This is a genomic window from Dickeya sp. MK7 (genome assembly GCF_000406305.1).
In the GTDB taxonomy this organism is placed as follows: domain Bacteria; phylum Pseudomonadota; class Gammaproteobacteria; order Enterobacterales; family Enterobacteriaceae; genus Dickeya; species Dickeya fangzhongdai.
The window spans coordinates 3,590,583-3,615,433 of the sequence record NZ_CM001984.1 but is presented as its reverse complement, the minus strand read 5'-3'; the positions used below and the strand labels follow the sequence as shown (position 1 = coordinate 3,615,433).

At 55.7% G+C, this 24,851-nt stretch carries 17 protein-coding genes; 10 read left to right on the top strand and 7 right to left on the bottom strand.

The window, feature by feature from the left end; translation table 11 throughout:
* Nucleotides 1-510 precede the first annotated feature (510 nt).
* Nucleotides 511-2,028 (top strand): bifunctional diguanylate cyclase/phosphodiesterase, encoded by a 1,518-nt coding sequence (locus DXXMK7_RS15555; protein ID WP_038666731.1) that lies wholly within the window; start codon nt 511-513, stop codon nt 2,026-2,028.
* A 13-nt stretch (nt 2,029-2,041) separates the two neighbouring features.
* Here DXXMK7_RS15555 and DXXMK7_RS15550 read toward each other — a convergent pair whose 3' ends face one another.
* Together DXXMK7_RS15550 and DXXMK7_RS15545 are read right to left on the bottom strand one after the other, a co-directional pair.
* Nucleotides 2,042-2,890 carry an HlyD family efflux transporter periplasmic adaptor subunit gene (locus tag DXXMK7_RS15550; RefSeq protein WP_038919882.1) on the bottom strand — a complete coding sequence of 283 codons (849 nt, stop codon included), beginning with the start codon at nt 2,888-2,890 and terminating at the stop codon, nt 2,042-2,044.
* The gene (locus DXXMK7_RS15545; RefSeq protein ID WP_038919881.1) at nt 2,877-5,063 is read right to left on the bottom strand and encodes a type I secretion system permease/ATPase; all 2,187 of its coding nucleotides are present in this window, start codon (nt 5,061-5,063) and stop codon (nt 2,877-2,879) included. The genes DXXMK7_RS15550 and DXXMK7_RS15545 overlap by 14 nt, the downstream gene beginning before the upstream one ends.
* A 725-nt stretch (nt 5,064-5,788) precedes the next feature.
* On the opposite strand from DXXMK7_RS15545, the gene DXXMK7_RS15540 reads away from it, so the two are divergent.
* From DXXMK7_RS15540 to tadA, 4 genes are all read left to right on the top strand, one after another.
* Nucleotides 5,789-6,130 (top strand): tryptophan synthase subunit beta, encoded by a 342-nt coding sequence (locus DXXMK7_RS15540; RefSeq protein ID WP_038921083.1) that lies wholly within the window; start codon nt 5,789-5,791, stop codon nt 6,128-6,130.
* 130 nt (nt 6,131-6,260) lie between these two features.
* Nucleotides 6,261-7,184, top strand: a complete 924-nt coding sequence (murQ, locus tag DXXMK7_RS15535; RefSeq protein WP_256379661.1) for an N-acetylmuramic acid 6-phosphate etherase — start codon at nt 6,261-6,263, stop codon at nt 7,182-7,184.
* A gap of 37 nt (nt 7,185-7,221) precedes the next feature.
* Entirely contained in the window at nt 7,222-7,866 is a 645-nt protein-coding gene (gene yfhb, locus DXXMK7_RS15530; RefSeq protein WP_038919880.1) for a phosphatidylglycerophosphatase C, read from the top strand.
* Nucleotides 7,867-7,929: 63 nt separating this feature from the next.
* Nucleotides 7,930-8,433 carry a tRNA adenosine(34) deaminase TadA gene (gene tadA / locus DXXMK7_RS15525; protein WP_038919879.1) on the top strand — a complete coding sequence of 168 codons (504 nt, stop codon included), beginning with the start codon at nt 7,930-7,932 and terminating at the stop codon, nt 8,431-8,433.
* An 11-nt stretch (nt 8,434-8,444) separates the two neighbouring features.
* On the opposite strand, the gene mltF is transcribed toward tadA, so the two are convergent.
* Nucleotides 8,445-9,902 (bottom strand): membrane-bound lytic murein transglycosylase MltF, encoded by a 1,458-nt coding sequence (gene mltF / locus DXXMK7_RS15520; protein WP_038919878.1) that lies wholly within the window; start codon nt 9,900-9,902, stop codon nt 8,445-8,447.
* A gap of 277 nt (nt 9,903-10,179) precedes the next feature.
* On the opposite strand from mltF, the gene purL reads away from it, so the two are divergent.
* From purL to glnB, 5 genes are all read left to right on the top strand, one after another.
* The gene (gene purL / locus DXXMK7_RS15515) at nt 10,180-14,064 is read left to right on the top strand and encodes a phosphoribosylformylglycinamidine synthase (RefSeq protein WP_038921080.1); all 3,885 of its coding nucleotides are present in this window, start codon (nt 10,180-10,182) and stop codon (nt 14,062-14,064) included.
* Between the two features lie 718 nt (nt 14,065-14,782).
* Complete coding sequence (locus tag DXXMK7_RS15510) at nt 14,783-16,216, top strand: sensor histidine kinase KdpD (RefSeq protein WP_038919877.1); 1,434 nt, start codon at nt 14,783-14,785, stop codon at nt 16,214-16,216.
* Between the two features lie 2 nt (nt 16,217-16,218).
* The gene (qseG, locus tag DXXMK7_RS15505; protein WP_038919876.1) at nt 16,219-17,016 is read left to right on the top strand and encodes a two-component system QseEF-associated lipoprotein QseG; all 798 of its coding nucleotides are present in this window, start codon (nt 16,219-16,221) and stop codon (nt 17,014-17,016) included.
* Complete coding sequence (glrR, locus tag DXXMK7_RS15500; RefSeq protein WP_038666757.1) at nt 17,013-18,350, top strand: two-component system response regulator GlrR; 1,338 nt, start codon at nt 17,013-17,015, stop codon at nt 18,348-18,350. The genes qseG and glrR overlap by 4 nt, the downstream gene beginning before the upstream one ends.
* 85 nt (nt 18,351-18,435) lie before the next feature.
* Nucleotides 18,436-18,774, top strand: a complete 339-nt coding sequence (gene glnB, locus DXXMK7_RS15495; RefSeq protein WP_013318986.1) for a nitrogen regulatory protein P-II — start codon at nt 18,436-18,438, stop codon at nt 18,772-18,774.
* A gap of 125 nt (nt 18,775-18,899) precedes the next feature.
* On the opposite strand, the gene pemA is transcribed toward glnB, so the two are convergent.
* From pemA to pelE2, 4 genes are all read right to left on the bottom strand, one after another.
* Nucleotides 18,900-20,000 carry a pectinesterase PemA gene (gene pemA, locus DXXMK7_RS15490; RefSeq protein WP_038919875.1) on the bottom strand — a complete coding sequence of 367 codons (1,101 nt, stop codon included), beginning with the start codon at nt 19,998-20,000 and terminating at the stop codon, nt 18,900-18,902.
* A gap of 82 nt (nt 20,001-20,082) precedes the next feature.
* Nucleotides 20,083-21,738: a pectin acetylesterase PaeY gene (gene paeY, locus DXXMK7_RS15485; protein WP_038919874.1), complete on the bottom strand. Its 1,656-nt coding sequence runs from the start codon at nt 21,736-21,738 to the stop codon at nt 20,083-20,085.
* Nucleotides 21,739-21,815: 77 nt separating this feature from the next.
* Nucleotides 21,816-22,994 carry a polysaccharide lyase gene (locus DXXMK7_RS15480; protein ID WP_038919873.1) on the bottom strand — a complete coding sequence of 393 codons (1,179 nt, stop codon included), beginning with the start codon at nt 22,992-22,994 and terminating at the stop codon, nt 21,816-21,818.
* Nucleotides 22,995-23,521: 527 nt separating this feature from the next.
* Nucleotides 23,522-24,724 (bottom strand): pectate lyase PelE2, encoded by a 1,203-nt coding sequence (gene pelE2 / locus DXXMK7_RS15475; protein ID WP_038919872.1) that lies wholly within the window; start codon nt 24,722-24,724, stop codon nt 23,522-23,524.
* Between the last annotated feature and the right edge of the window lie 127 nt (nt 24,725-24,851).

Sequence of the window (24,851 nt, the reverse complement as noted above, 5' to 3'; positions counted from 1 at the left end):
AACAGCAATCATAAGAGAAAGAACTGATTGATTTTATTGTTGCAATTATTTGATTTATAAAGACAAAAAAATAAATGTTTGCTACCAACGATCAAAAAACGGCTGGTGATAGTTATTTTTGATTAAAATGGTGGGACTTATCGGTATAATTGATTTGCTTACGAAAAATTGATAGTCAAAATACTGCGCTACGAAATCTGTAAAGAGCTGTATCAAAATATTAGCCAGGCTTATGTCTATAACTATCATTAATATAACTGATTAAGCTAATTCTCTTGATTCTATTATTTAGGTCTGCACACGGCGATATAATGGAGGCTTTATGCTGTCGTTTTTATGGCTATGAACCTGTCCTGCAGAGCTGGATAGTTTTTTCATTCATCCTTTCTACTCTCCGGAAATGTGCCAACCCTGAAAATCCATACGAGGGGAGTTATTACCGGGATTTTTCGTCTTCAGTGATGCGATTTGTTCGATCAGGACCGTTCCGGGCCTGAGGAGAGTGTTATTGTGTATGAAATTATAATAACCCTATTAATAGTACTCTTAGGGATTTCTTCTGCAAGGAGCCGCAAATTCCAGGAAAAAGCTAACGCGGAACAAAAAAAGCAGGACTTCCTGAACATGGTGTTCTTTGCCGCCGAATACAGCCCATCATCCATTATGATCGCTAATGAAAGCTGTGAAATCGTGTACGTGAACCGGCAGTTCACCGTGATGTCGGGTTATGAAGCGGAAGAGGTGATTGGGCGCAAGACGAATATATTAAGTTCCGGCATGACCAACGCCAGCGTGTATGAGGAACTGTGGTCCACCCTGAATAAAGGCGAGATTTGGAACGGCGAGTTTATTAATCGTAAGAAAAACGGACAGTTATATTGGGAAAAAGCCAGCATTGTTAAAATATATAATAAAGCCAGCGATGCGGTTCAGTATGTCAGCATAAAAATGGATATCACTGAGCGCAAGACTCAGGAACACCATGACAACTCCTACAACCGCGCGCTGGAATTGCTGTCGAGCGGCGCGCCGCTGAAGGACATTCTGGATGCGATCATCTTCAGCGTAGAGGAGAAAAACCCCGGGAGAATTGTCTGCTCCGTTCTGCTGGTCGACAAGGAGAAGAAGTGCCTGACCCTTGGCTCGGCTCCCAGCCTGCCCGGTTTTTACAAGAACGCTATCCATAATGTAAAAATTGCCGATGGCGCCGCCTCGTTTGGTTCGGCCGCCTACTCCGGCAAGCGCGTGATTGCGGAAGATATTTCCACCCATCCCCATTGGGCGTTGTATAAAGGCCTGGCGTTGTATGCCGGCTTGCGTTCCTGCTGGTCTGAACCTATTTTCGGGCAGAATAAGGAAATTCTTGGGGTGCTGAGCGTGTATCACCGCAAGGTTTATTCTCCGACAGAGGACGAAATCGCTTCGATCGAGAAATCAGCGCAACTGGTGGCGGTGGCGATCGAGCGTTATCGGGCGATTGATATGCTGCGTCGCAGTGAAGAGCATTATCGACAACTGGCGCACTACGACTCCCTGACTTCGTTGGCCAACGGGCTGACTTTTGCCGAGCAAATGGAGCAGGCTATCCAGCTGTCTCGCCAGACCCATCGCAAGATCGCGTTAATGTTCCTCGATTTGGATAAGTTCAAGCAGATTAATGATACCTTCGGTCATGCGACCGGGGATTTGCTGTTGAAGGAAGCCGCGGCGCGTATGCGAGGCGCAGTGCGTGAAACAGACACGGTGTACCGCCGCAGCGGCGATGAATTTATTATCCTGCTGCAGGGGATCAAAGAGGTCGAGAACACGTTGTATGTCGCGGACAAGATACACCATGCCCTCAATGAACCGTTTTATATTGAGGGCAAGAAGCTGGATATTTCATGCAGCATCGGGATTGCGCTGTATCCGGAACACGGTACGGATTCGCTGACGCTGGCTATCAATGCCGACGCGGCGATGTATCAGGCGAAGGCTCTGGGACGAAGCCAGACCCAGATCTATCATGACTTGAACACCCACCAGTAAACGCCGATTCGCGTTATCTTTCCCGCAGCGCTTCCGCCCGAGCTTGCCGAATCGGTTTCAACAGATAGCTGAGCAACGTTTTCCTGCCGGTAATGATATTCACATTGGCGGCCATGCCGGGAAGAATCAGCAGCGGCTTGTCGATACTCCCCAGATAGTTTTTCTCCGTACGCAACCGAACAAGATAAAAGCTGTTACCGGCCTGATCGGTCACCATATCCTGGCTGATCTGATCGATATACCCCTTTAGCCCGCCAAATGTGGTGTCGTCATACGCAGTGAACGTCATCATTGCTTCCTGTCCAGGGCGCAAAAACGCCATATCCTGCAGCCTGACCCGCGCTTCGATCAGCAGCTTGTCATCCAGCGGCGTGATTTCCACCAGCGTACGGCCGGGAGAAATCTGCCCGGTAGTGGCATCGACCAGAATGTATCTGATAATGCCCCGCACGGGAGACACCACCAGCGACAGCTTATCCGCCTTGTTTTCACCGGCGTCAGACGTGTTCGTGTTGGAAGACTGGACATGCTCCAACCGCATCAGGGGCTCGCCGACATTGACGATCTGCCCTTCGCGGATATACATGTCGCTGAGTTCGCCCGTTTCCTGCGCCTGAACCCGATAGCGCTGCGACTGGCTGACCGTTTTCCCTGTCGCATGCACCACCTCATCAATTTCGGCAACCGCCGCCCAACCGACCAGAAAGACCGCAAAAGCCAGCATGATCCAGATCGATAGCCGGATGATGCGGGGCGTATCTTCCACCAGCGCCTGACCCACGTCCGGCAGCGCCTGAGGATCCTGCGGGTGATGGCTGGAGAAATACGCGTTAAGATGTTGCATGAACTTAGCGAGACGCATTGATCTGCCCCTTCTTTAATGCATCCAGCACAATGGCTTTGGGACCATCGGCGATAATGCGTCCTTTGTCCACGATCACCAGCCTATCGACCAGCGTCAACATGGAAACCCGGTGTGTCACCAGCAGCAGCGTCTTGTTGACGAGACAGGTTTGCAGAGCCTGTTTAAACCGGTCTTCGCTGCTGTTGTCCATGGCGCTGGTAGGTTCGTCCATCACCAGAATCGGCGGATCAAGCAGCAGCGCGCGTGCAATAGCTACCGCCTGCCGCTGGCCGCCTGACAGTTGCATACCCCGTTCGCCCACCTGCAGGTTATAACCGTCCGGGTGCAACCGGGCGAAATCATTCACGCCGGCGATATCCGCCACGCGCAGCATCGCGTCGTCTTCTACATAGCGGGCGCCGCAAATCAGGTTGTCCCGCAGCGTACCGCTGAACAGTTGGATATCCTGCGGCACATAGCCGATGTGGTGACGCACATCGGCGATATCGAGCTGACGGGCATCCACGCCGTCGATCAGCAGGTTGCCGTTGGTCGGTTGATAGAGGTTGGCGATCAGCTTTTCCAGCGAACTTTTACCAGAGCCGGTACGACCGATAATGCCGACTTTTTCGCCGGGTCGGATCGACAGATTGATATCAATCAGGGCGCGATTCTTCTGTTCCGGATAACGGAAGGTGACATCACGAAACTCGATGCTGCCCTGAATGCTTTCCCGTTTCAGAGGGTAGGGCTGTTCGCCTCGCTCCTGCGGTAATTCCATCAGACGTTGGGTTTCCTCCAGCGTCAGACGCGCCTGCTGATAACGGGTAAACAGTTCGGACAGCGGCCCCAGCGTCATCAGCGCCCGGCTGTTTAGCAGATAACAGGCGAACAGCGTGCCCAGGGTTAGTTGGTTGTCCAGCAGCAGATATACCCCTGAGACAATCACCACTATACCGGCGAGATGCTGACATGATTGCGTCAGATGAGTGGCGATGGCCGATAACGTTTTCACCCGCGAGTCCAGCCGGCTGATGTCGCCGCTGATTTGTTCCCACTGGCGCTGGCGTTCGCCTTCCGCATTATTAATTTTGACGGCATCCAGCCCTCCCAGCGTTTCGGTCAGCAGCGCTTGTCGTTCGTCTGTCAGACGCCGGGAATGAACCAGCGCCGCCGTGATCGGCTTTTGCAACAGTCCGTTGATCAGCAGGACCAGCGGCAGCGTCAGCAATGGTATCCAGACCAGCGGGCCACCCAGCATACCGAGCAGAATCAGCATCAGCAGCGTGAACGGAAAGTCGATCAGCGTTCCCAGCGTCAGCGACGATAACGTATCGCGCAAGGCCTGAAATTCCCGTACCCGGTGCGCCACCGCGCCGGTCCGGGCCGGAAAGGCCGACAGCATCATGCCGGTCAGGCGTTCAAACAAGGTGGCGGAAAGGATAAGGTCGGTCTTTTTCCCGGCGATATCGACGCAAATGCTGCGTAATACCCGCAGGATAAGGTCAAAGAGTAAGGCAATGCCGACGCCGGAGGCCAGCACCCACAAGGTGGTTGTGGTTTGATTGGGGATTACCCGATCGTAGACCTGCATGACGAACAGCGGGACAAACAGCGCGATGATATTAATCAGCAGGCTGGCGACCACGGCATCCAGATGCAGACTGCGCGATAGCTTCAGCGTGTCCCGAAACCAGGCTTTGCTTCGCGGCAGCAAGGCTGTCGGAGCGGCTTCGAAGCGATGAGCCGACTGGGCGAACATCACCAGCCCCAGATAGTTTTGCTGCAACGTATTGTGGTCGACCGTAATTTCGCCGCCTTCGGTTTCACCTGTCATCAGGCGGGCGTTGCCGTCTGCCGTCCAGCCCAACAGGATGGCGGCGCGCCCTTCGCGCAGTAACAGCATGGCGGGCAGCGACATCGCCGGAATGGCGTTCAGCGAGCGTTTGAGTATCCGGGCCCGTAAACCGGCGCGAGCCGCGGCGCGCGGCAACAAACTGGCGGGCAAACGCAGGTCTTCAAGCGGTAGCCCTGCGGTCAGCGTAGCGCGGCTGGTCGGCTTTCCCTGCAGCCGACACAGAACCAGCAGGCTGTCGAGCAAAGGGTCGTCGTGGCGGATGCGGGGATCCTGATGTTGCGGGGAATGATGATAATCCTCGCCGCCCGGTGGCTGCTCATGGTGTGTATTCATGTCGCTGCGCGTTCCTTAGCCATCGTGACCGCCTGCAGGCAATGCGATCACAGATAAAAAATAGAAAAAAGTGAGCAATATGGCCTGATTTTGTTGTTTTTTCAGGTTTTGACTGGCAAGCATTATTCATGGCGAACCTTGCCGGACGCAACCTTTCATTTCAAGGCCGCCTGTCGGAGTCATGCCGGGTTTGAGGCCGTCCCGTCGATCCGCTCTGGCTGGAAATCATTCATGGCGGTCAATATAACTGACATTTTGATACGACATAATACGTTTGGTAATCAGTAAGCGGATAATGCTCTGCACGCGATTCAACCGGTCGTAAAACGCGGAGCTCGGGCAGAGAATCACGTGGATAGCTTGCCCGGCGGTGGTGAAAATGCCATGCTGGTGGGTGGCCTGACGTGATGTGCCGATGAGGGATCGCGAGCTTGTTCAGGCCCCGTCGTGCGGTAGGTAGTATGCCCGTGCGGCGGCACTGATTCCACCCGACAGATGGCAGGCGGTGCGTCAACGTGTCATTCGGATCGGATGGAGAAGATGGGTTTCGATGCCGGCACTCCCTGGCAGAAGCGTGCGTGCGCGTTGAGACGTGCTAGCGTGGTCGTCCTCTGCTGGTAGCCGGACGTGCGATTATCGTGCGCGGTAACATCTGAAATCCTAATCAGGAGTAGAGAGCCGCCTTGCCGGGTGAGTTCTCTTTTGCAAATAAAAAAGGGCTTGGTATGTTTTATATTTTGCGTGACAGCAACGGCCATCTCATCAGGGTAGAGGAATCGCCGTTTCCCGAAATGAACGGCGAACTGCCGGATGGTTCTGTTGAAGCAATGGCGTGGCTGAATAATCAGCAGGCTATTCTGGCTAACATCGAGCGACTGCGCAGCAGCGATCTGGAAATGGTGCGTGTACTGGAAGATCTGATTCAGGTGTTGATCACCAAAGGTCAGATTAACATCACGGATTTCCCGGCGGCTGCACAGCTTAAACTCATCAACCGGGCACAGGCGCGTGAAGCGTTGGGTGATCTGGATTCGCTAATCCGCGAAGATGAGGACAAAATATTCTGATGTTGAGAAGTACTGACAAAACGGCTTGCCAGTTAACTTGCAAGCCGTTTTTTATTGGCTCGGCAGAGTGTTACCTATGAGCGCCGGTTGGCGGCGATCAACGCAGCTTGATGAGCAAGGCGACTGAATAATGATGAAAGACGAAAAAAGTATGGATTTCGGCGCGCTGGTGTCGGAAACACGTAATCCGGCGTCCATGAATCTGGATCAACTGTCTACGCTGGAGATGGTGTCATTGTTCAATCAGGAAGATCACCGGGTGCCGGAGGCGATCCGTGACGTTTTGCCGGCGATAGCTCAGGCGGTGGATGCCGCTGCTGGCTGCCTGAAGACCGGCGGACGAATTATTTACCAGGGGGCCGGCACCAGCGGCCGTCTTGGCGTACTGGATGCGTCGGAATGTCCGCCTACCTTTGGCGTGCCGCATGGCCTGGTAGTGGGATTGATTGCCGGCGGCCCCGGAGCCTTGCTGAAGGCGGTTGAAGGCGCTGAAGATGATCCGGCGTTAGGCGAAGCGGATTTGATCGCGCTGACGCTAACCGCTCAGGATATGGTTATCGGCCTTGCTGCGTCGGGGCGAACCCCCTATGTGATTGGCGGCTTGCGCTATGCGCGTGCGTTGGGCTGTCGTACCGCCGCCATTTCCTGCAACCCGCATTCGCCGATTGCGCAGGCTGCGGAGATAGCCATTTCTCCGTTGGTGGGACCGGAAGTGTTGACCGGCTCCACCCGGCTGAAATCCGGCACGGCGCAAAAACTGGTGCTGAACATGATTTCCACCGGCGCGATGGTGCGTTTGGGCAAGGTGTATCAAAACCTGATGGTGGATGTAAAAGCCACCAACGTGAAACTGGTGGATCGCGCCTGCCGTATCCTGATGGACGCCACCGGCGTTGATCGGGATACCGCGCAGCGCTGTCTGACGCAGACCGATTATGAGGTTAAACCGGCGATAGTGATGGTGGTGACCGGCTGCGACGCGCAACAGGCCAGACAGCGGCTGGCTGAGAAAGACGGCTATCTGCGCGATGCGCTGGGCGTGGAGAAGGCCTAATGCCATCGCCTCTGATTCGAACCACCGGAGCACGCGCATGTTGAATTCATCGCCGACGGCCATGCGCGTTGTGTTCTTCGATCTGGACGGCACATTGCATCGTCAGGATCTGTTCGGCAGTTTTCTGTGGTTCTTGATCCGCCATTTACCGTTGAATTTGTTGCTGGTTGTTCCTTTGTTGCCTTTGCTGGCGGCAGGATTGACCATCAATGGTCGCGCCGCTCGCTGGCCGGTTAGTCTGTTGCTGTGGGCGATCACGGCGGGACGGCGTGAAGCGCGGCTGCGACAGCTGGAGCAGGCGTTTGTGGTCTGGTTCCGCCGGCGGGTCACTGCTTTTCCTCTGGTTCACCAGCGTCTGGAAGGCTATCTGGCCGACAGCCGGTCGCAGGTCTGGCTGGTGACCGGTTCGCCGCAGCGGCTGGTCGAACAAGTCTACCGCGATGCGTCGTTTCTGCCTCAGGTCCAGTTGATCGGCAGCCAGATGACGCGGCGCTGGGGCGGTTGGGTGTTGAGCCTGCGTTGTCTGGGGCACGAAAAAGTCGTGCAGATGGAGCGCCGACTGGGGGCGCCGCTTGAGCTTTACAGCGGCTACAGCGACAGCCAACAGGATAATCCGCTACTCTTTTTCTGTGCGCATCGCTGGCGCGTGACGCCGGCCGGCCATCTGCAGCAACTGGAATGACTCGCCGCCGCTGGCATGTATAATGCGCGCCGCACGTGATGAGGGCGGAAGCCAAGAGGAATGATGAGTAATCCAATGGATGATGAATTCTGGATGCGTCATGCACTGACGCTGGCGCAACGGGCCTGGGACGAAGGCGAGGTGCCGGTCGGCGCCGTGCTGGTGCAGGGAGATAAGATCATCGGCGAAGGCTGGAATCGCCCGATTAGCCGGCACGATCCCACCGCCCATGCAGAGATCATGGCGTTACAGCAGGGCGGACAGGCGCTGCAAAACTACCGCCTGTTGGATACCACGCTGTACATCACGCTGGAGCCATGCGTGATGTGCGCCGGCGCCATGATTCACAGCCGCATCAACCGGCTGGTATATGGCGCGGCTGACGCCAAGACCGGCGCGGCCGGTTCACTGGTGGATATCCTGCGCCATCCGGGCATGAACCATCATATCGCCATTACCGACGGGGTCCTGGCGGATGAGTGTTCTGACCTACTGAGCCGTTTTTTCCGTATGCGCCGTCAGCAGCAGCGTGACGCGCGCTCCGCCGAACGGGACTCGTCCGACTGAGCGGCCGTGCGTCAGCGGGAAGGATTGGCGGTTAACTGTTCCGGCGGTACGGCGGGATAAGCGCTGGCGGCCAGTTGCTGTTGCAACGCCCGGCTTTCTTTCTCCGAAAGATACCCGACCAGACTAACCATGTAGCGCCGGATGTTTTCCACGTAGTTGTAAGCCTCCTGACCGCGGGCGTAACCGTTGGCGGTCTGGGCGTAGTAGCGTTTCTGGCTCAGCATCGGCAGGCGTATTTTGACGTCGGCCCAACTGTCAGGATTCCCTTTCTGTTTTTCCGTCAGTTTGCGGGCATCCATCATATGGGCGTAGCCCATGTTATAGGCGGCCAGCGCAAACCAGATGCGTTCATCCGTCGGGATGGTGGCCGGCACCTGCTGCATCATCTGATTCAGGTATCTGGCGCCGCCGCGAATACTTTCTTCCGGGTTGAGTCGATCCGCCACATCCAGGCTTTCTGCGGTATTGCGGGTCAGCATCATCAAACCGCGCACTCCGGTCGGCGAGGTTGCCAGCGGATTCCAGTGCGACTCCTGATACGAAATGGCCGCCAGCAGTTTCCAGTCGATTTCTCTGGCGTATTTCTCGAACAGCGGACGCAGGCCCGGCAGGGTATTGTCGATGGCGCTGAGGAAGGTGGTGGTATCCACATAGTCGAACTCGCCGACATGCCCGAGGTACTTCTCTTCCAGACGGGCGAGGGTGCCGTCTTCCATCATCTGGCTGAAGAAGTCGAGCAGCGCGGCGGAGAGGCTATCGTCATGGTTTTGCCGCATATACCAGGTGACCGGCTCTTCGTCGCTGAGGTCGAACGACACCGCTAGCTGTGGGTGAATACGCTGCATCAGGCCGATGTTTATTGAGTCGGCGATGGTGTAATCCAGTTTTCCTTCCGCCACCTGTTTTAGCAGGTCCAGCTCGGACAGGTCGGTGGCGACCTCCCAATTCAGCTGCGGGTATTTACCGGCTTTGAAATCGCGCAACGTAGCGGCGTGCGCCGAGCCGGACAACACGGTCAGCTTGCCCTGCAATTTGTCCAGCGCGCCGGGGCGAGCCGTACCCATGCGATAGACCAGTTGCTGCGACACCGAATAATAGGAAGGGCCGGCCCGGAAACGGCTCAGGCGCTCCCGGTTGTAAATCAGACCGGCGGCCAGCAGGTCGGCATTGTCGTTATCCAGATCGCTAAATAAGTCGTCGACGTTTTGGCGCACCGATACCACCAGCCGCACGCCGAGGTAGTCGGCGAACCGTTTGGCCAGTTCGTAGTCCAGTCCGGTGGGGGAACCGTTGCTGAGCGTATAGGTCAGCGGAGAGGTCACGGTGCTGATGCGCAGCTCGCCACGTGAAAGGATTTGCCTTAGCTGAACATCCTGGTGACTGCGCCAGGGAATATTTGGCCACAGTGCCAGCGTCAACAGCAAAGCGATCACCCCGATGAAAACATAATTTATCGTTAAACGCTTCAATGAGTTGTCTCTCGGCGGCCGGTTGGCCTGTCTGTCTGTAACGGCAGTTTCTTATGCATCTGTCCCAGAGTCGGGGGGCATTTTGCTTAACAAACCGCCAGTGTGCAACTTTTATTAGTTTGCCTACTGTTTGACCGCAAGGTGCTCTCAATGTTTAACAATCGCTACGCAAACGGTTTCGTCGCGCGCCACTATTCTCTATAATAGCGCGCGTTTCCCCCCTGTAGCGCCCTGACGCACTGTCTCCGGTGCCTCGAAGACGAGAGAAATTTAGATGATGGAAATACTGCGTGGTTCACCCGCCTTATCGGCTTTTCGTATCAATAAACTGTTGGCCCGGTGCAAGGAGTATCACCTGCCCGTCAGCGACATTTATGCCGAATACGTCCACTTCGCCGATGTGAACGCTCCGCTAAACCATGAAGAACAGTCACGACTGAGCCGACTGCTGAAATACGGCCCTTCTCTCGCAGAGCACGAGCCGACCGGGCGGCTGATTCTGGTGACCCCGCGTCCGGGCACCATTTCTCCCTGGTCTTCCAAGGCGACCGACATCGCGCACAATTGCGGTTTGCAGAAAATCCGTCGTCTGGAGCGCGGTCTGGCGTTTTACATCCACGCGCCGACGCTCAGCGATGCGCAGTGGCGGGAACTGGCCGCGCTGCTCCATGACCGCATGATGGAAAGCGTGTTTGACGACCTGCAACAGGCCAATCTGCTGTTTTCCCAGCATCAGCCGGCTCCGCTGAAACGGGTGGAAATTCTGCTGCAGGGCCGCCCCGCGCTGGAGGAGGCCAACCTGCGTCTGGGTCTGGCGCTGGCCGACGACGAAATGGATTATCTGCTGGATGCTTTTACCAAACTGGGACGCAATCCGACAGATATCGAACTCTACATGTTCGCGCAGGCGAATTCCGAGCACTGCCGTCACAAAATCTTTAATGCCGATTGGATCATCAATGGCGAGACGCAGCCGAAGTCACTGTTCAAGATGATCAAAAACACCTTTGAGCATACGCCGGACTATGTGCTGTCTGCTTATAAGGATAACGCGGCGGTGATGGAAGGGTCGGCTGTCGGCCGTTTCTTCCCTGATCCGCAGGGCGCTTACGGCTACCATCAGGAAGACGCGCATATCCTGATGAAAGTGGAAACGCACAACCACCCGACCGCCATTTCACCGTGGCCGGGCGCGGCGACCGGTTCCGGCGGCGAAATCCGCGATGAAGGCGCCACCGGGCGGGGGGCAAAACCGAAAGCCGGTCTGGTGGGATTCTCAGTATCCAACCTGCGCATTCCGGGCTTTATCCAGCCGTGGGAGCAGGATTTCGGCAAGCCAGACCGTATCGTCAGCGCGCTGGACATCATGACCGACGGTCCGCTGGGCGGCGCGGCGTTCAATAACGAATTCGGCCGTCCGGCGCTGACCGGTTATTTCCGTACTTATGAAGAAGCGGTGGACAGCCATAACGGCGTTGAAGTGCGTGGTTATCACAAGCCGATCATGCTGGCGGGCGGCATCGGCAACATTCGCGCCGATCATGTGAAGAAAGGCGAAATCAGCATCGGCGCCAAGCTGATCGTGCTGGGCGGCCCGGCGATGAACATCGGTCTGGGCGGCGGCGCGGCGTCTTCTATGACCTCCGGCCAGTCTGACGCGGATCTGGATTTCGCCTCGGTACAGCGCGATAACCCGGAAATGGAGCGTCGCTGCCAGGAAGTGATCGACCGCTGCTGGCAGCTCGGCGAACAAAACCCCATTCTGTTTATCCATGACGTCGGCGCCGGCGGTTTGTCCAACGCTATGCCGGAACTGGTTAGCGACGGTGGTCGCGGCGGCCGTTTTGAACTGCGCGATATCCTGAATGACGAACCGGGCATGAGCCCGCTGGAAGTCTGGTGTAACGAGTCGCAGGAGCGTTATGTGCTGGCGGTAGCGCCGGAACAACTGGCGCAGTTTGATGAAATCTGCCGTCGTGAGCGCGCGCCTTATGCGGTCATTGGCGAAGCCACGGAAGAACAGCATCTGACGCTCGGCGATCGCCATTTCAACAACAAGCCGATCGATATGCCGCTGGACGTGCTGCTGGGCAAAACGCCGAAAATGCTGCGTGATGTTGAGCGCAAAGACGTGGAAGGCACGCCGTTGAATCGCGAAGGTATTTATCTGGCGGACGCGGTTGAACGTGTGCTGCACTTGCCGACGGTGGCCGAGAAAACCTTCCTGATCACCATCGGCGACCGTACGGTAACCGGGATGGTGGCGCGCGACCAGATGGTCGGGCCGTGGCAGGTGCCGGTGGCGGACTGTGCCGTGACTACTGCCAGTCTGGATAGTTATTACGGTGAAGCCATGTCCATCGGCGAACGTGCGCCGGTGGCGCTGCGTAATTTCGCCGCTTCGGCGCGGCTGGCGGTCGGGGAAGCGTTAACCAACATTGCAGCGACGCATATCGGCGACCTGAAACGGGTGAAACTGTCCGCCAACTGGATGGCGGCGGCCGGGCATCCGGGCGAGGACGCTGGTCTGTATGAAGCCGTGAAGGCGGTAGGTGAAGAGCTGTGTCCGGCGTTGGGGCTGACCATTCCGGTGGGCAAAGACTCCATGTCGATGAAAACCCGCTGGCAGGAAAACGGCGAAGACAAATCGGTAACGGCGCCGCTGTCGCTGGTCATTTCCGCCTTTGCCCGTGTGGAAGACGTACGTCATACCGTCACGCCGCAGTTGCGTACCGACAAAGATAACGTACTGCTGATGATCGATCTGGGCGCCGGGCATCACGCGCTGGGCGCTACGGCGCTGGCGCAGGTTTATCGCCAACTGGGTCGTAAAACCGCGGATGTGCGTAATCCGGCCCAACTGGCGGGCTTCTTCAATGCGATGCAGGCGCTGGTGGCGAATCAGGCTCTGCTGGCTTACCACGACCGTTCAGACGGCGGCCTGCTGGTCACGCTGGCGGAGATGGCGTTTGCCGGGCATTGCGGCGTCAAAGCCGACATCGGTTCCATGGGCGAAGATGCGCTGGCGGTGCTGTTCAACGAAGAACTGGGCGCGGTTATCCAGATCGAAGCTTCCCGCCGTGCTGAAGTGGAACAGGTACTGGCTGAGCATGGTCTGGCGGATTGCGTGCATTATCTGGGACAGGCGGAAGTCGGCAACCACTTCATCATTCATAGCGGTAACGATGTGGTGTATCACGAAAGCCGCACTACGCTGCGCAACTGGTGGGCTGAAACTACCTGGCAAATGCAGCGTCTGCGTGATAACCCGCAGTGCGCCGATCAGGAACATCACGCCAAATCCGATGACAACGATCCGGGGCTGAACGTGGCGCTGACCTTCGATCTGCGCGAGGACATTGCCGCGCCGTTCATCAGTCGTCAGGCGCGCCCGAAGGTGGCGGTACTGCGCGAGCAGGGCGTCAACTCTCATGTGGAAATGGCCGCGGCGTTCCATCGCGCCGGGTTTGACGCCATTGATATTCATATGAGCGATCTGCTGGCCGGTCGCCGTGACCTGCAGGACTTCCAGGCGCTGGTCGCCTGTGGCGGTTTCTCTTACGGCGATGTGCTGGGCGCCGGTGAGGGCTGGGCGAAATCAATCCTGTTCAACGATCGGGTGCGTGATGAATTCGCCGCTTTCTTCCTGCGTCCGCAAACGCTGGCGCTGGGCGTATGTAACGGCTGTCAGATGATGTCCAACCTGCGTGAACTGATTCCGGGGGCGGAGCACTGGCCGCGTTTTGTGCGCAACAAGTCAGACCGTTTTGAAGCGCGTTTCAGCCTGGTGGAAGTGACCAGCAGCCCATCGCTGTTCCTGCAGGATATGGCCGGTTCCCGTATGCCGATCGCCGTATCTCACGGCGAAGGCCGCGTAGAAGTGCGTGACGACGGTCATCTGGCTGCGCTGGAACAGCATCAACTGGTGGCGTTGCGTTTCGTTAACAACTACGGTCAGGTTACGGAAGATTACCCGGTTAACCCGAACGGTTCGCCGAACGGCATCACCGCGGTAACCAGCGTCAGCGGCCGTGCTACGGTGATGATGCCGCATCCGGAGCGCGTGTTCCGTACGGTCAGCAACTCCTGGCACCCGGAAGAATGGGGCGAGGACAGCCCGTGGATGCGTATGTTCCGTAACGCACGCCGTCAGTTGGGGTGATGCGATAAAGTAATGCATTGATAATAAAGGGACTTCGGTCCCTTTATTTTTTGTCTCAAATCAGCGACAACGCCGTATTAGCCTGTCGCTAAAAGGTGACATTTATCTATTTGATTTTTAATGGTTGTTTTTGTTACCTATCAGGATGTCTTTTTTTAGCGACAAAAAGCTAAATTTCCGCCGGGTTGAAGGGCCTGCCGGATCGTTGCTGCGATAATTTTGAGTATGGTTATTTTATTTTTATTTGTATTTCAGTGTCTTGTTTTATTTTATTGATAATTGGCACGGTAAGTGCATAATAGCGTCGCTGCTCATTCAACTGGTTATGATGGCATGGTGAACGTCATATTCATGCTCATAACACCCGGAATGATGCCAAAAGATAAGGTGCCTATCGTCCAGCTTTATTGATAACTGCCTTCGGGCTTTATCGCACATCGGGCGACACGTTGAGTGAGGCACCGCCTATTCAGAGACCCGGTCAGACAGTTACTGTGTGACCGGGTTTCGCTTTTTGGGGCCGCCGCTTTTGATCTGTTCGACACTATTTTGCGAGCCGACTCATGCTTTGCGGCCGGATTTTGCATTGCTGCACGGCATGATTGCGTGCGATTTTCCGCGATCCTGACGGTCTGCTTTTGAGGTGATGCGGATAACGCGTACAATGACGCGTTATTGCGAGCGATATATCAGGCGGACTGTTCTGGCAGGTAACGATATGATTTCGTTGAAACGTTGGCGTTTTTTTCCACGCTCTTTGCGGCAGTTGGTCATTATGGCGTTCCTGCTGGTTTTGTTGCCGCTGTTGGTGCTGGCTTATCAAGCCTACGAGAGTCTGGATCACCTCAGCGAACAGGCCGCCGGAATCAATAACACCACACTGGCCGATGCCCGGCGTAGCGAAGCCATGACCAGCACCGCCGTCAGCATGGAGCGCAGCTACCGCCAGTTTTGCGTGCTGGGGGATCAAACCCTATCGCAACTGTATCAAAACCAGCGCAAGCAGTATTCCCAGATGCTTGACGCCCATGCGCCGATTCTGCCTGACCCTTCCTATTATCAAAATCTGCGGCAATACCTGACGCAACTGACGGATATCCGTTGTCAGAATAACGGTCCGGCGGCGGCATCCGCCACGGTGCTGGATAATTTCTCCCGCACGAATGCCCAGATGGTGCAGGCAACCCGCGAAGTGATTTTCTCGCGCGGGCAGCAGTTGCAACAAGACATTGCCGAGCGAGGCCGTTTTTTCGGCTGGCAGGCGCTGGTGTTGTTCCTGGTCAGCGTGCTGCTGGTGATGCTGTTTACCCGGATGATTATCGGGCCGGTGAAAGGCGTCGAGCGCATGATCAACCGGCTGGGAGAAGGCCGTCCGTTGGGCCGAATCGCCAGTTTCAGAGGGCCGACGGAAATTCGTTCTCTGGCGCAGCGAATCATCTGGCTGAGCGAGCGGCTGTCCTGGCTGGAAGCGCAACGTCACGAGTTTTTGCGCCACTTGTCCCATGAGTTGAAAACGCCGCTGGCGAGCCTGCGTGAAGGTGCCGCGTTGCTGGCGGACGAAGTGGTCGGCACGCTGACGGCTGACCAGAAAGAGGTGGTGGCGATTCTCGATAACAGCAGCCGCCATCTGCAGCAACTGATTGAACAACTGCTCGACTATAACCGAAAACTGGCGGATGCGCCGGCCGGGCTGGAGCAGGTGGATATCGACGATATCATCAATATGGTCGTATCTGCTCACAGCCTGCCGGCGCGTGGCAAACTGATGCAAACGCATATTGAACTGGATGCGAAGGCGTGCCGGGCGGAAACCACGCTGTTGATGCGGGTGGTGGATAATCTCTATTCCAATGCGGTGCACTACGGGCTGGAATCCGGTAACATTTGGATCCGCAGCCGTCAGGTCGAGGGCCGGGTTCAGATCGATGTCGCCAACAGCGGCACTCCGATTCCTGAATCGGATAAAAGCATGATATTCGAGCCTTTTTATCAGGGAACTCACCAGCGCAAGGGCGCAGTAAAAGGGAGTGGCCTGGGATTGAGTATTGCGCAGGATTGCATCCGCCGTATGCAAGGGGAGCTGAATCTGGTCACGGTGGATTACGCCGATGTCTGTTTCCGTATTGAATTACCATTGAACACTGAGAATTAACCATGATTGCACGGTTGTTAAGCCTCCTGTCGTTACGAGGTCCGGTGATGTTGTTGTCCGGCCCGGAGGCGGTTGCCGCGCTGAAAAAGCTGCTGATCCTGCCGTGGCTATTTTTGATGGCTGTTTTACTGGCTGGCTGCGCTCAGGATAACGACAATACCCCCGCCGAGCGGCGAGGGACAGAGATAGTCAGTCCGCCTAAAGAGCAGGTGGCGGATTACCGCACCATGTCCTGTGGGCGGTTGTGGCAACTCCATAACACCGATGCGATGAACAACGCGTTGTACTGGTTACGCGTGATGGATTGCGCTTCACGCATGACGCCGGCGCAGGCCCGGCAGCAGACGCTGTTGGTGGGAGAGAATGACTGGAGCGGTTTGTTCCGTCAGGCCATCTTGCTGGATAATGCCGAAACCACGGTGCAGGAGCGCCGCCAGATTATTGAACAACTGAACCGTCATCGGCTGAATGTGCCGCTGACGTTGCTGCCGCTGTTTCAGGTCTGGCTGGATAAACAGAACCTGATGTTGACCCTGGCCGATGAGCGCCAGCGCTTCCAGCGCACACAGGAAAACAGCGACAAACAGCTGGAAGTTATGCATGAACAGCAGAATCAGTTGCAATCCCAGTTGGAAGCCACGACGCGTAAACTGGAAAATTTGACCGATATCGAACGTCAGCTCTCATCGCGTAAGCCGGTTCAGGGCGATTTGCCGGATGGCGAAGGGCGTCGGGCGGTAAAAAGCGGTGAAAGCGAAACGCCGCCCGCTGTGGTGAAAAAAGGAATGAAAAGCGAATGACCACCCGAAAATCCGCCAGCCTGCTGTTAGTGGATGATGATCCCAGCCTATTGAAATTGCTGGGAATGCGCCTGACCAGCGAAGGGTTTACCGTCACCACGGCAACCAGCGGTCAGGACGCGTTGCGGTTGTTGCTGCGGGAAAAAATCGATCTGGTGATCAGTGACTTGCGCATGGATGAAATGGATGGGTTGGCCTTGTTTGCCGAAATCCAGAAAAATCAGCCGGGAATGCCGGTGATTATCCTGACTGCGCACGGTTCTATCCCTGAAGCGGTGGCGGCAACGCAGCAGGGCGTATTCAGCTTTTTGACCAAGCCGGTTGATCGCGACGCGTTATACAAAGCGATTGATGATGCGCTTAAGCTGTCGCCGCCGGCAAGCGATGAGAGCTGGCGCGCAGCGGTAGTGACGCGCAGTCCGATTATGTTGCGCCTGCTTGAACAGGCCAAAATGGTGGCGCAGTCGGATGTCAGCGTATTGATTAACGGTCAGAGCGGCACCGGGAAAGAGGTGCTGGCGCAGGCGATTCACGCCGCCAGCCCCCGGGCGGGAAGGCCGTTTATCGCCATCAACTGCGGCGCATTGCCGGAACCTTTGCTGGAATCCGAATTATTCGGTCATGCCCGCGGGGCCTTTACCGGCGCAGTCAGCCAGCGCGAGGGGTTATTCCAGGCGGCGGAAGGCGGTACGCTGTTTCTGGATGAAATCGGCGACATGCCGCTCGCGTTGCAGGTGAAGCTGTTGCGCGTATTGCAGGAGCGTAAGATCAGGCCGCTGGGCAGTAACCGGGATATAGACATCAATGTGCGGATTATTTCCGCCACCCATCGTGATTTACCCAAAGCGATGGAGAAAGGGGAGTTTCGTGAGGATCTTTACTATCGCCTCAATGTGGTGAATCTCAAACTGCCTGCGTTGAATGAGCGAGCTGAAGATATTCCGCTGTTGGCCAACCACTTGCTGCGCGAAGCGGCGGCACGACACAAACCCTTTGTACGCAGTTTTTCGACGGACGCCATGAAACGCCTGATGGCGGCCAGTTGGCCGGGCAACGTGCGGCAACTGGTCAATGTGATTGAGCAATGCGTCGCGCTGACCAGTGCGCCGGTAATTGGCGATGCGCTGGTGGAACAGGCGCTGGAAGGGGAAAATACGGCGCTGCCTACGTTTGCCGAAGCGCGTAATCAGTTTGAGCTCAATTACCTGCGCAAATTACTGCAGATCGCCAAAGGTAACGTGACGCAGGCGGCGCGCATGGCGGGGCGAAACCGTACGGAATTTTATAAATTGCTGGCGCGGCACGAACTGGACGCCAACGATTTTAAAGAATAGTGTTAAGTTATTGTGAATTGCATGGCCGATCATGATTTCGCCGTGCTGGCTCTGGCCGCTACATAGTGATGATTAGGATTTCACCATGAAAAAAATTGATGCGATTATTAAACCATTCAAACTGGATGATGTACGCGAAGCGTTAGCCGAGGTTGGCATCACCGGGATGACGGTCACGGAAGTAAAAGGATTCGGACGCCAGAAGGGCCATACGGAGCTGTATCGCGGCGCCGAATACATGGTGGATTTTCTGCCGAAAGTGAAAATTGAGATCGTGGTGTCCGACGATATCGTTGATACCTGTGTGGAAACCATCATGAGCACCGCGCAGACCGGCAAGATCGGCGACGGCAAGATCTTTGTCTTTGATGTGGCTCGTGTAATCCGTATCCGCACCGGCGAAGAGGACGAAGCCGCCATCTGACAGCGGTCATGTTTTTCGTGTTTCGGAAAGACAAACAGCCAGCCGCTAGCGGCTGGCTGTTTTGTTGTCAGCCTTAAACCACCTCCTGGGGGAGGTGGTGATTGTGGCATCAGACTGGCAATCCGTCAGGGGAGTGTCGGCGTCCAGTCGCCCAGTACTTTGCTCTGGGTGTACTCTTTCGCCTGTGCGTCGGTCAGTTGCCGACGGTCTTTGCTCACCGCCGCTCCCGCACCATAGGATTTGTACTCGAAGAAACGGGAATCTTCCGGATTGAACCAGATGGTATTGCCGTCCTTGTCCTTGCCGGACATCTTGTCCCAACCATAAATATGGTTATCCATACTGGTGTTCAGGAAAACGGTCTGACCAATAGCGTTCGGATCCGCGTAACGACCATCAGAGAACGTTGTTGTCGGATGCCAGGGGCGACCCAGCCCGTAGCTTTTTGCCGGTACCGAATCGCTTTCCCGAATCACGCGGCTGTTGGTGATCACCAGACCATACTTCTGATTGATGTTGGTGCTGGGCGCAGTCAGGTAACCGGAGATACCGCCGCTTTTCACATCAGCGCGATAACGGGAAACCAGATCGCAGTTGTCGAACAGCGCGGTGCCGTCGCCAAAGATAAAGTCAACTGTGCCGCTGATACGGCAATCGGAGAAGAAGCTGCGGCCGCCGGAAACATACAGCGTGTCCTGATAGCCGATCAGGCTGACGTCTTTGAAGTAGGCGCGGTCGCCGCTTTTGTTGACGTACAGCGCTACCGCCTGCGTATCCTTGATTTTACTGCTGTCGCTGTCGCTTTTGGCCTGATTGGCCGGGAAATCAAAGTCGTTGCGAATGGTCAGCGATTGGGCGCTGAAATCCTTGGCGCTGATGGTGATGGTGCTGCTGCCTGCCGTTCCCCATTTGCTGCCGTCCGACTTCAGGGTGCCCGCCGCCGTAGCGGCGGCAATGACGGCACCGCTACGGCTTTCGCCTTTCAGGTGCAGGTTACTGCGGGTAATCGTCAGGCGTTCGTTATAGACGCCGTTCTTGATCAGAATGACGAACGGCGTACTGCCCGCCGGGGCGCTGGCAATCGCGTCGGCAATGGTTTTGAACGTTTTGCCGTCGCTGGCGGATTTTGACACCACAGCGTTGTAGGTTGTCGCTGCCTGTGCCTGATGTACGCTGGCGGCGATAATCAGCGACAGCGCGAGGGTTCCTGAGATCGTTTTTAACATACACATATTCCTTTAGTGGTGGATGACAGAGGTCCAGGTGCTTCATGCACGAGTAACGTCCTATAAAACCTATTTCACAGCATTACCTACCAGTCGGTTGCAGCTTGCCCGCCAGTTCCCGCAGCGAAGGCGTGGCGCTGATCTGGTCGGCGACTATCGTCGCGACCGCCTGCGCGCCTTTCTGCTGGAAGTGGGTGGTGTCGGGCTGAGTCAGGCTGCCTGCCTGGTCGCGGTAATAGGGGTAACGTTCCGGGTCTACCGCTAGCCAGTATTGCTGCCATTGCTGGCCGTCGCCCTGATTGGCCAACGCCAGCGTCGCGGTTTCCACATCCAGCAACGGCACTTTGTTCTTGCTGGCCGTATCGCGGATGGTCTGCGTGTAATCGCCGATAAAGGCATAACCGCCGGCTTTGTTCTGTTTTGTCAGGTGGCTGTGGACCGCCGGTGTCCCGTTCTTTCCTTCGGCGTTTTTGACGCGCGCCGTCGGGGTCAGCAATACCGGTATCATCCGATGCGCCCGCGCGTAACGAATGTAGCGTTCCAGCGAGATCTGGAAAGACATATCCGGTTTGCCCTGCGGGTATTGCGGCCTGCCGTCGGCGCTGTTGGGGTAAGTACAGAGGTTGGCGACATCCGCCGCGCCGCGAACCGCTTTCTGGCTATCGCAGTTCTGATCGTTGTGCCCCATACCGATAAACAAATAATCGCCCGGCCGCATGAAAGGCTCCATCTGGCGGAACCAGCCTTCGTAGTAGAAATCGCGTGAGCTGCGTCCGGAGCGGGCGCCATTCACGACGGCGATCTGACTGCCGGGGCGGAACTGCTGTTCAAATACCTGTCCCCATCCCATCCGGGGGAAGCGTGCTTTTTCATAGGTTGCCGCGGTTGAATCGCTGACGATGAAAATTCGGGTACGCGCCCGCTCAAGCGCTTTGCGATGCTGACTGGCGCTGGTCAGGTCCAATGGCTCGTAACTGCCGGAGGCATTCAGCCCGATAATCGGACGAAACGCGATGTCAGTCAGCACGGTGTGGCCGGCCTGACCGCTGTCATTGTGGTAATTGCGGGCATGATTGATGACCTGCAAAACCTGGGTAAAAGCCGGGGTTTGCGTATCCGGATAGGTTAACGGGTCGAACTGGGCGGGAACGGCGATACCGGCCTGCTTCAGCGCATCGTCGAAACCGGCATGGAATTCGCGGTAGGCGGTTTCCCAGGATGCGGCCGACAATGCCGGCAAGGCAGTGGCATCGATCAGTTGCTGCGGGCCAATATAGCCCGCTGACGCGGCAACGTCAGACAGAATGCGGTCGGTCAGCGGATTGATATTAATGTGATTTTCATGACCATCACGTAATTGTGGAACCAGCGCGCTCAGGCAGACGGCGCGAAGCTGGTTGCTGGTAAGACAGTTTTGCCCGCCAGCTTCGATGGCGGACAGGCGCAGAGGCGTAACCAGCGAAGATACGTCGGCATAAAATCGCCCCTGAATGTCGGTTTTTACTTTGCGCTCTACGCCGCGCTGGTCTTTGATCAGCAGCGTGGCGGGAAACCGTATGTCGCGGTAGGCCACTCTGCCGCTAATCAGGGTGTTGGGCGCCAGGGTAGCGACATTGAGTGTCGGGTTCGAGGGGGTAACAGATGTTTCCGGAGCGGTGCTTTCAGCCTGCGCAAAAGAGATGGGCAGACAAAGCAGGGAACCGAGAAAAAGGGTACGTTTCCAGGTAATTATTAGCATGATGATGACCTCTTCTCCCTGCGATTGATGCAAAAAACGGCCACTTTTTCAAGTGGCCGCTGTTGCCGGCAGAGAAATTACAGTTTGCCGTAGCCTGCGTTGCTGTTGATGCTGCTAGCCAGGCTGCTCGTCATGGTCTGAGCCGAATATTTGTACGGCAGAGTCGGTTTGTAAGCGGTGAGGCCGCAGGTATCCAGGTTCGTGGTTGACGAACCGTTAACCAGCGAGCCTTTATCGGAGAATACCTTGCTGTTGAAGGCTTTCACGATGCTGCATTCCGGGTTTTTGCCATCGATGCTCTTCAGGTTGGAGAGCGTGAAGGAGTTGGCTTCAGACAGGATGCTGCCGCTGGTGCCGAGACCGAAGCTGTACAGATACGGGTAGACGCTGTGCTTCACGTCGCCCAGATACACGTTGTTGTAAGCGTGGATGCTACCAAAGCGGACACGCGGAGTACGCTCGGTAACGCGGTCGAACACGTTGTTGTGGAAGGTCACGCGCAGTTTGCCGGAGTCCTGTGAGCCATTGCTGTCGCTGTGGCCGATCAGGATGGTTTTGTCGTGCAGTTCGAAGCGGCTGTAAGAAATGGTGACGAAGTCGGACCCTTTCTTGATATCCAGCGCGCCGTCGTGCTGGACGTATTTCTCACCGTTTTTGGTGGTGTATTTGTCATCGGTGAAGCTGCCGTCGCTGATGGTGACATGGTCAACCCAGACGTGGTCTGAGTTATCAATCACCGCGGCGTCCCACTCGGCGTTCCAACCATCCCCTGTTTCGTAATGCGGCGCCACATCCACCGGCGTTTCGAGATACAGGTTACGCAGGATAACGTTGCTGACGCCTTTCACTACCAGCGAACCGTTGGTGAACTTGCCGTTGCTGCCGATACCGATGATGGTGGTATTGGACGGAATGCTGATCTGGCTGCGGGCCTTCTGATCGTCAAAGCTGGTGTAGGCTTTGCCGCCGCTGATATCAATCGCCCCTGTTACCTGGATGATCTTGGGATCGGTATCCGTACCGTTCAGCGCCGCTTTGAATTCGCTGATGCTTTTTACTGCATAGATTTTGGCTGAGGTTGCTTTGGCGCCGCCGGTGGTGCCGTTGCTCTGCGTTGCCCAGCCGGTTGAGGCCGCTTCTGTCGCTTTAGTGGTTTGCAGGCTGGCTGCGTGGGCTGCGGAAGTCATCATCGCGGTGGCGATAATGGCTGCCAGTAGGCTTTTGGTTCCTGCAGAAGACACACGAGTGTTGTTCATAGACCGTTTCCTTGCGCTGTAGGCGCTAATCCAATTGCATTGTTGAAAATTAAAAAGTGTTTGTGAAAAAAATGAAATGCCATTTTGTCCTTTGGCAAGGCGGATTTTTAAGCGTTTTTGATTGTTTGTTTTGTGATCAAAATCTCGTTTTTTTTATGAGGGTGATTAATTTTATCTAAAGTGTGATCGAGACCGGTAACTTTTCATAATGGATGTTGAATTAAATTTTCTTTTAAATTCAGTGATATGGTCCGGTGTTTTTATCTGGAATAACTAAAATAGTTAACAATTGATTCGATTTTTATTAAATAGAATTTTATTAATCTGAGGTTCTTACTAATGCCGGTTTATCCCTGTCTTTCATGGGAAACCCGGTCGGCTGCTGGATGGCGCGCCTGCGGCAAGGCTGGATTAGCCAGAACTGTATTGGGACGATCTTTGGAGAAAACAGCAGCGATATGAGTGATGGGGATGTGGGGAAAGTAAAAGGCCACTCTTGCAGTGGCCTTGTGCGATGGAGCGGAAAATTACAGTTTGCCGTAACCCGCGTTGCTGCTGATGCTGTTTGCCAGGCTGGTGGTAATGGTCTGGGCTGAATATTTGTACGGGATCTTGGCGGTATATGAACTGAAGCCAAAGCCGCAACCATTCAGATTGTACGAAGCGCCGTTGATGATCGAACCCTTATCAGAGAAGATCTTACCGTTAAACGCTTTGACCACGCTGCATTCCTTGTCGCGTCCGCTGATCTTCTTAAGGTTATCAATGGTAAACGCGTTGGACTCAGACAGCAGGCTACCGCTGGTGCCGATACCGAAGCTGTACTGATAGCGGTAGGCTTTGTGGTTGACGTCGCCAACGTAAACGTTGTTGTAAGCGTGGACGCTACCGAAGCGTACGCGCGGGGTACGTTCGCCGACCCGGTCAAACAGGTTGTTGTGGAAGGTCACGCGCAGTTTGCCGGAATCCTGCGAACCATTGTTGTCGCTGTGGCCGATCAGGATGGTTTTGTCGTGCAGTTCGAAGCGGCTGTTGGAAACGGTCACATAGTCGGAGCCGCGTTTGATATCCAGTGCGCCATCGTGCTGGACATATTTTTCGCCGTTTTTGGTGGTGTATTTGTCATCGGTGAAGCTGCCGTCGCTGATGGTAACATGGTCAACCCAGACGTGGTCTGTGCTGTCAATCACCACTGCGTCCCATTCTGCGTTCCAGCCATCCCCTTCTTCGTAATGCGGCGCTACGTCTACCGGCGTTTCGATATACAGGTTACGCAGGATAACGTTGCTGACGCCTTTCACCACCAGCGAGCCGTTGGTGAATTTGCCTTTGCTGTCGATACCGATGATGGTGGTATTGGACGGAATGCTGATCTGGCTGCGGGCTTTTTGATCGTCAAAGCTGGTGTAGGCTTTGCCGCCGCTGATATCAATTGCCCCTGTTACCTGGATGATCTTGGGCGACGAATCGGTTCCGTTCAGCGCCGCTTTGAATTCGCTGATGTTTTTCACCGCGTAGATTTTGGATGATGACGCTTTGGCGCCGCCGGTAGTGCCGCCGCTCTGCGTCGCCCAACCGGTTGAGGCCGTTTCTGTCGCCTTGGCGGTTTGCAGGCTGGCAGCGGAAGCCACGGAAACCATCATGGTGGTGGCGATAATCGCCGCCAGCGCGCTTTTGGTTCCCAGGGCTGAACGTCCTGTTGTTTTCTGTGTTGAACGTGAGTTGTTCATGACAATTTTCCTTTTCCTTGTGTGCTCAGGGAGCGATCCAATGGTGTCTATTTGTTACTCGTGTGTCTAAAAACGAAATACCATTTCACCTTTTGTCTTGGCGAATGTTTATGCGCTTTTGGTGTCT

Excerpts from the sequence above, each read along its gene's own strand:
- DXXMK7_RS15550 (WP_038919882.1), bottom strand. The coding sequence starts at position 2,890 with ATGCGTCTCGCTAAGTTCATGCAACATCTTAACGCGTATTTCTCCAGC.
- DXXMK7_RS15545 (WP_038919881.1), bottom strand. The coding sequence starts at position 5,063 with ATGAATACACACCATGAGCAGCCACCGGGCGGCGAGGATTATCATCAT.
- DXXMK7_RS15540 (WP_038921083.1), top strand. The coding sequence starts at position 5,789 with ATGTTTTATATTTTGCGTGACAGCAACGGCCATCTCATCAGGGTAGAG.
- murQ (WP_256379661.1), top strand. The coding sequence starts at position 6,261 with ATGATGAAAGACGAAAAAAGTATGGATTTCGGCGCGCTGGTGTCGGAA.
- yfhb (WP_038919880.1), top strand. The coding sequence starts at position 7,222 with ATGTTGAATTCATCGCCGACGGCCATGCGCGTTGTGTTCTTCGATCTG.
- tadA (WP_038919879.1), top strand. The coding sequence starts at position 7,930 with ATGAGTAATCCAATGGATGATGAATTCTGGATGCGTCATGCACTGACG.
- purL (WP_038921080.1), top strand. The coding sequence starts at position 10,180 with ATGGAAATACTGCGTGGTTCACCCGCCTTATCGGCTTTTCGTATCAAT.
- DXXMK7_RS15510 (WP_038919877.1), top strand. The coding sequence starts at position 14,783 with ATGATTTCGTTGAAACGTTGGCGTTTTTTTCCACGCTCTTTGCGGCAG.
- qseG (WP_038919876.1), top strand. The coding sequence starts at position 16,219 with ATGATTGCACGGTTGTTAAGCCTCCTGTCGTTACGAGGTCCGGTGATG.
- glrR (WP_038666757.1), top strand. The coding sequence starts at position 17,013 with ATGACCACCCGAAAATCCGCCAGCCTGCTGTTAGTGGATGATGATCCC.
- glnB (WP_013318986.1), top strand. The coding sequence starts at position 18,436 with ATGAAAAAAATTGATGCGATTATTAAACCATTCAAACTGGATGATGTA.
- pemA (WP_038919875.1), bottom strand. The coding sequence starts at position 20,000 with ATGTTAAAAACGATCTCAGGAACCCTCGCGCTGTCGCTGATTATCGCC.
- paeY (WP_038919874.1), bottom strand. The coding sequence starts at position 21,738 with ATGCTAATAATTACCTGGAAACGTACCCTTTTTCTCGGTTCCCTGCTT.
- DXXMK7_RS15480 (WP_038919873.1), bottom strand. The coding sequence starts at position 22,994 with ATGAACAACACTCGTGTGTCTTCTGCAGGAACCAAAAGCCTACTGGCA.
- pelE2 (WP_038919872.1), bottom strand. The coding sequence starts at position 24,724 with ATGAACAACTCACGTTCAACACAGAAAACAACAGGACGTTCAGCCCTG.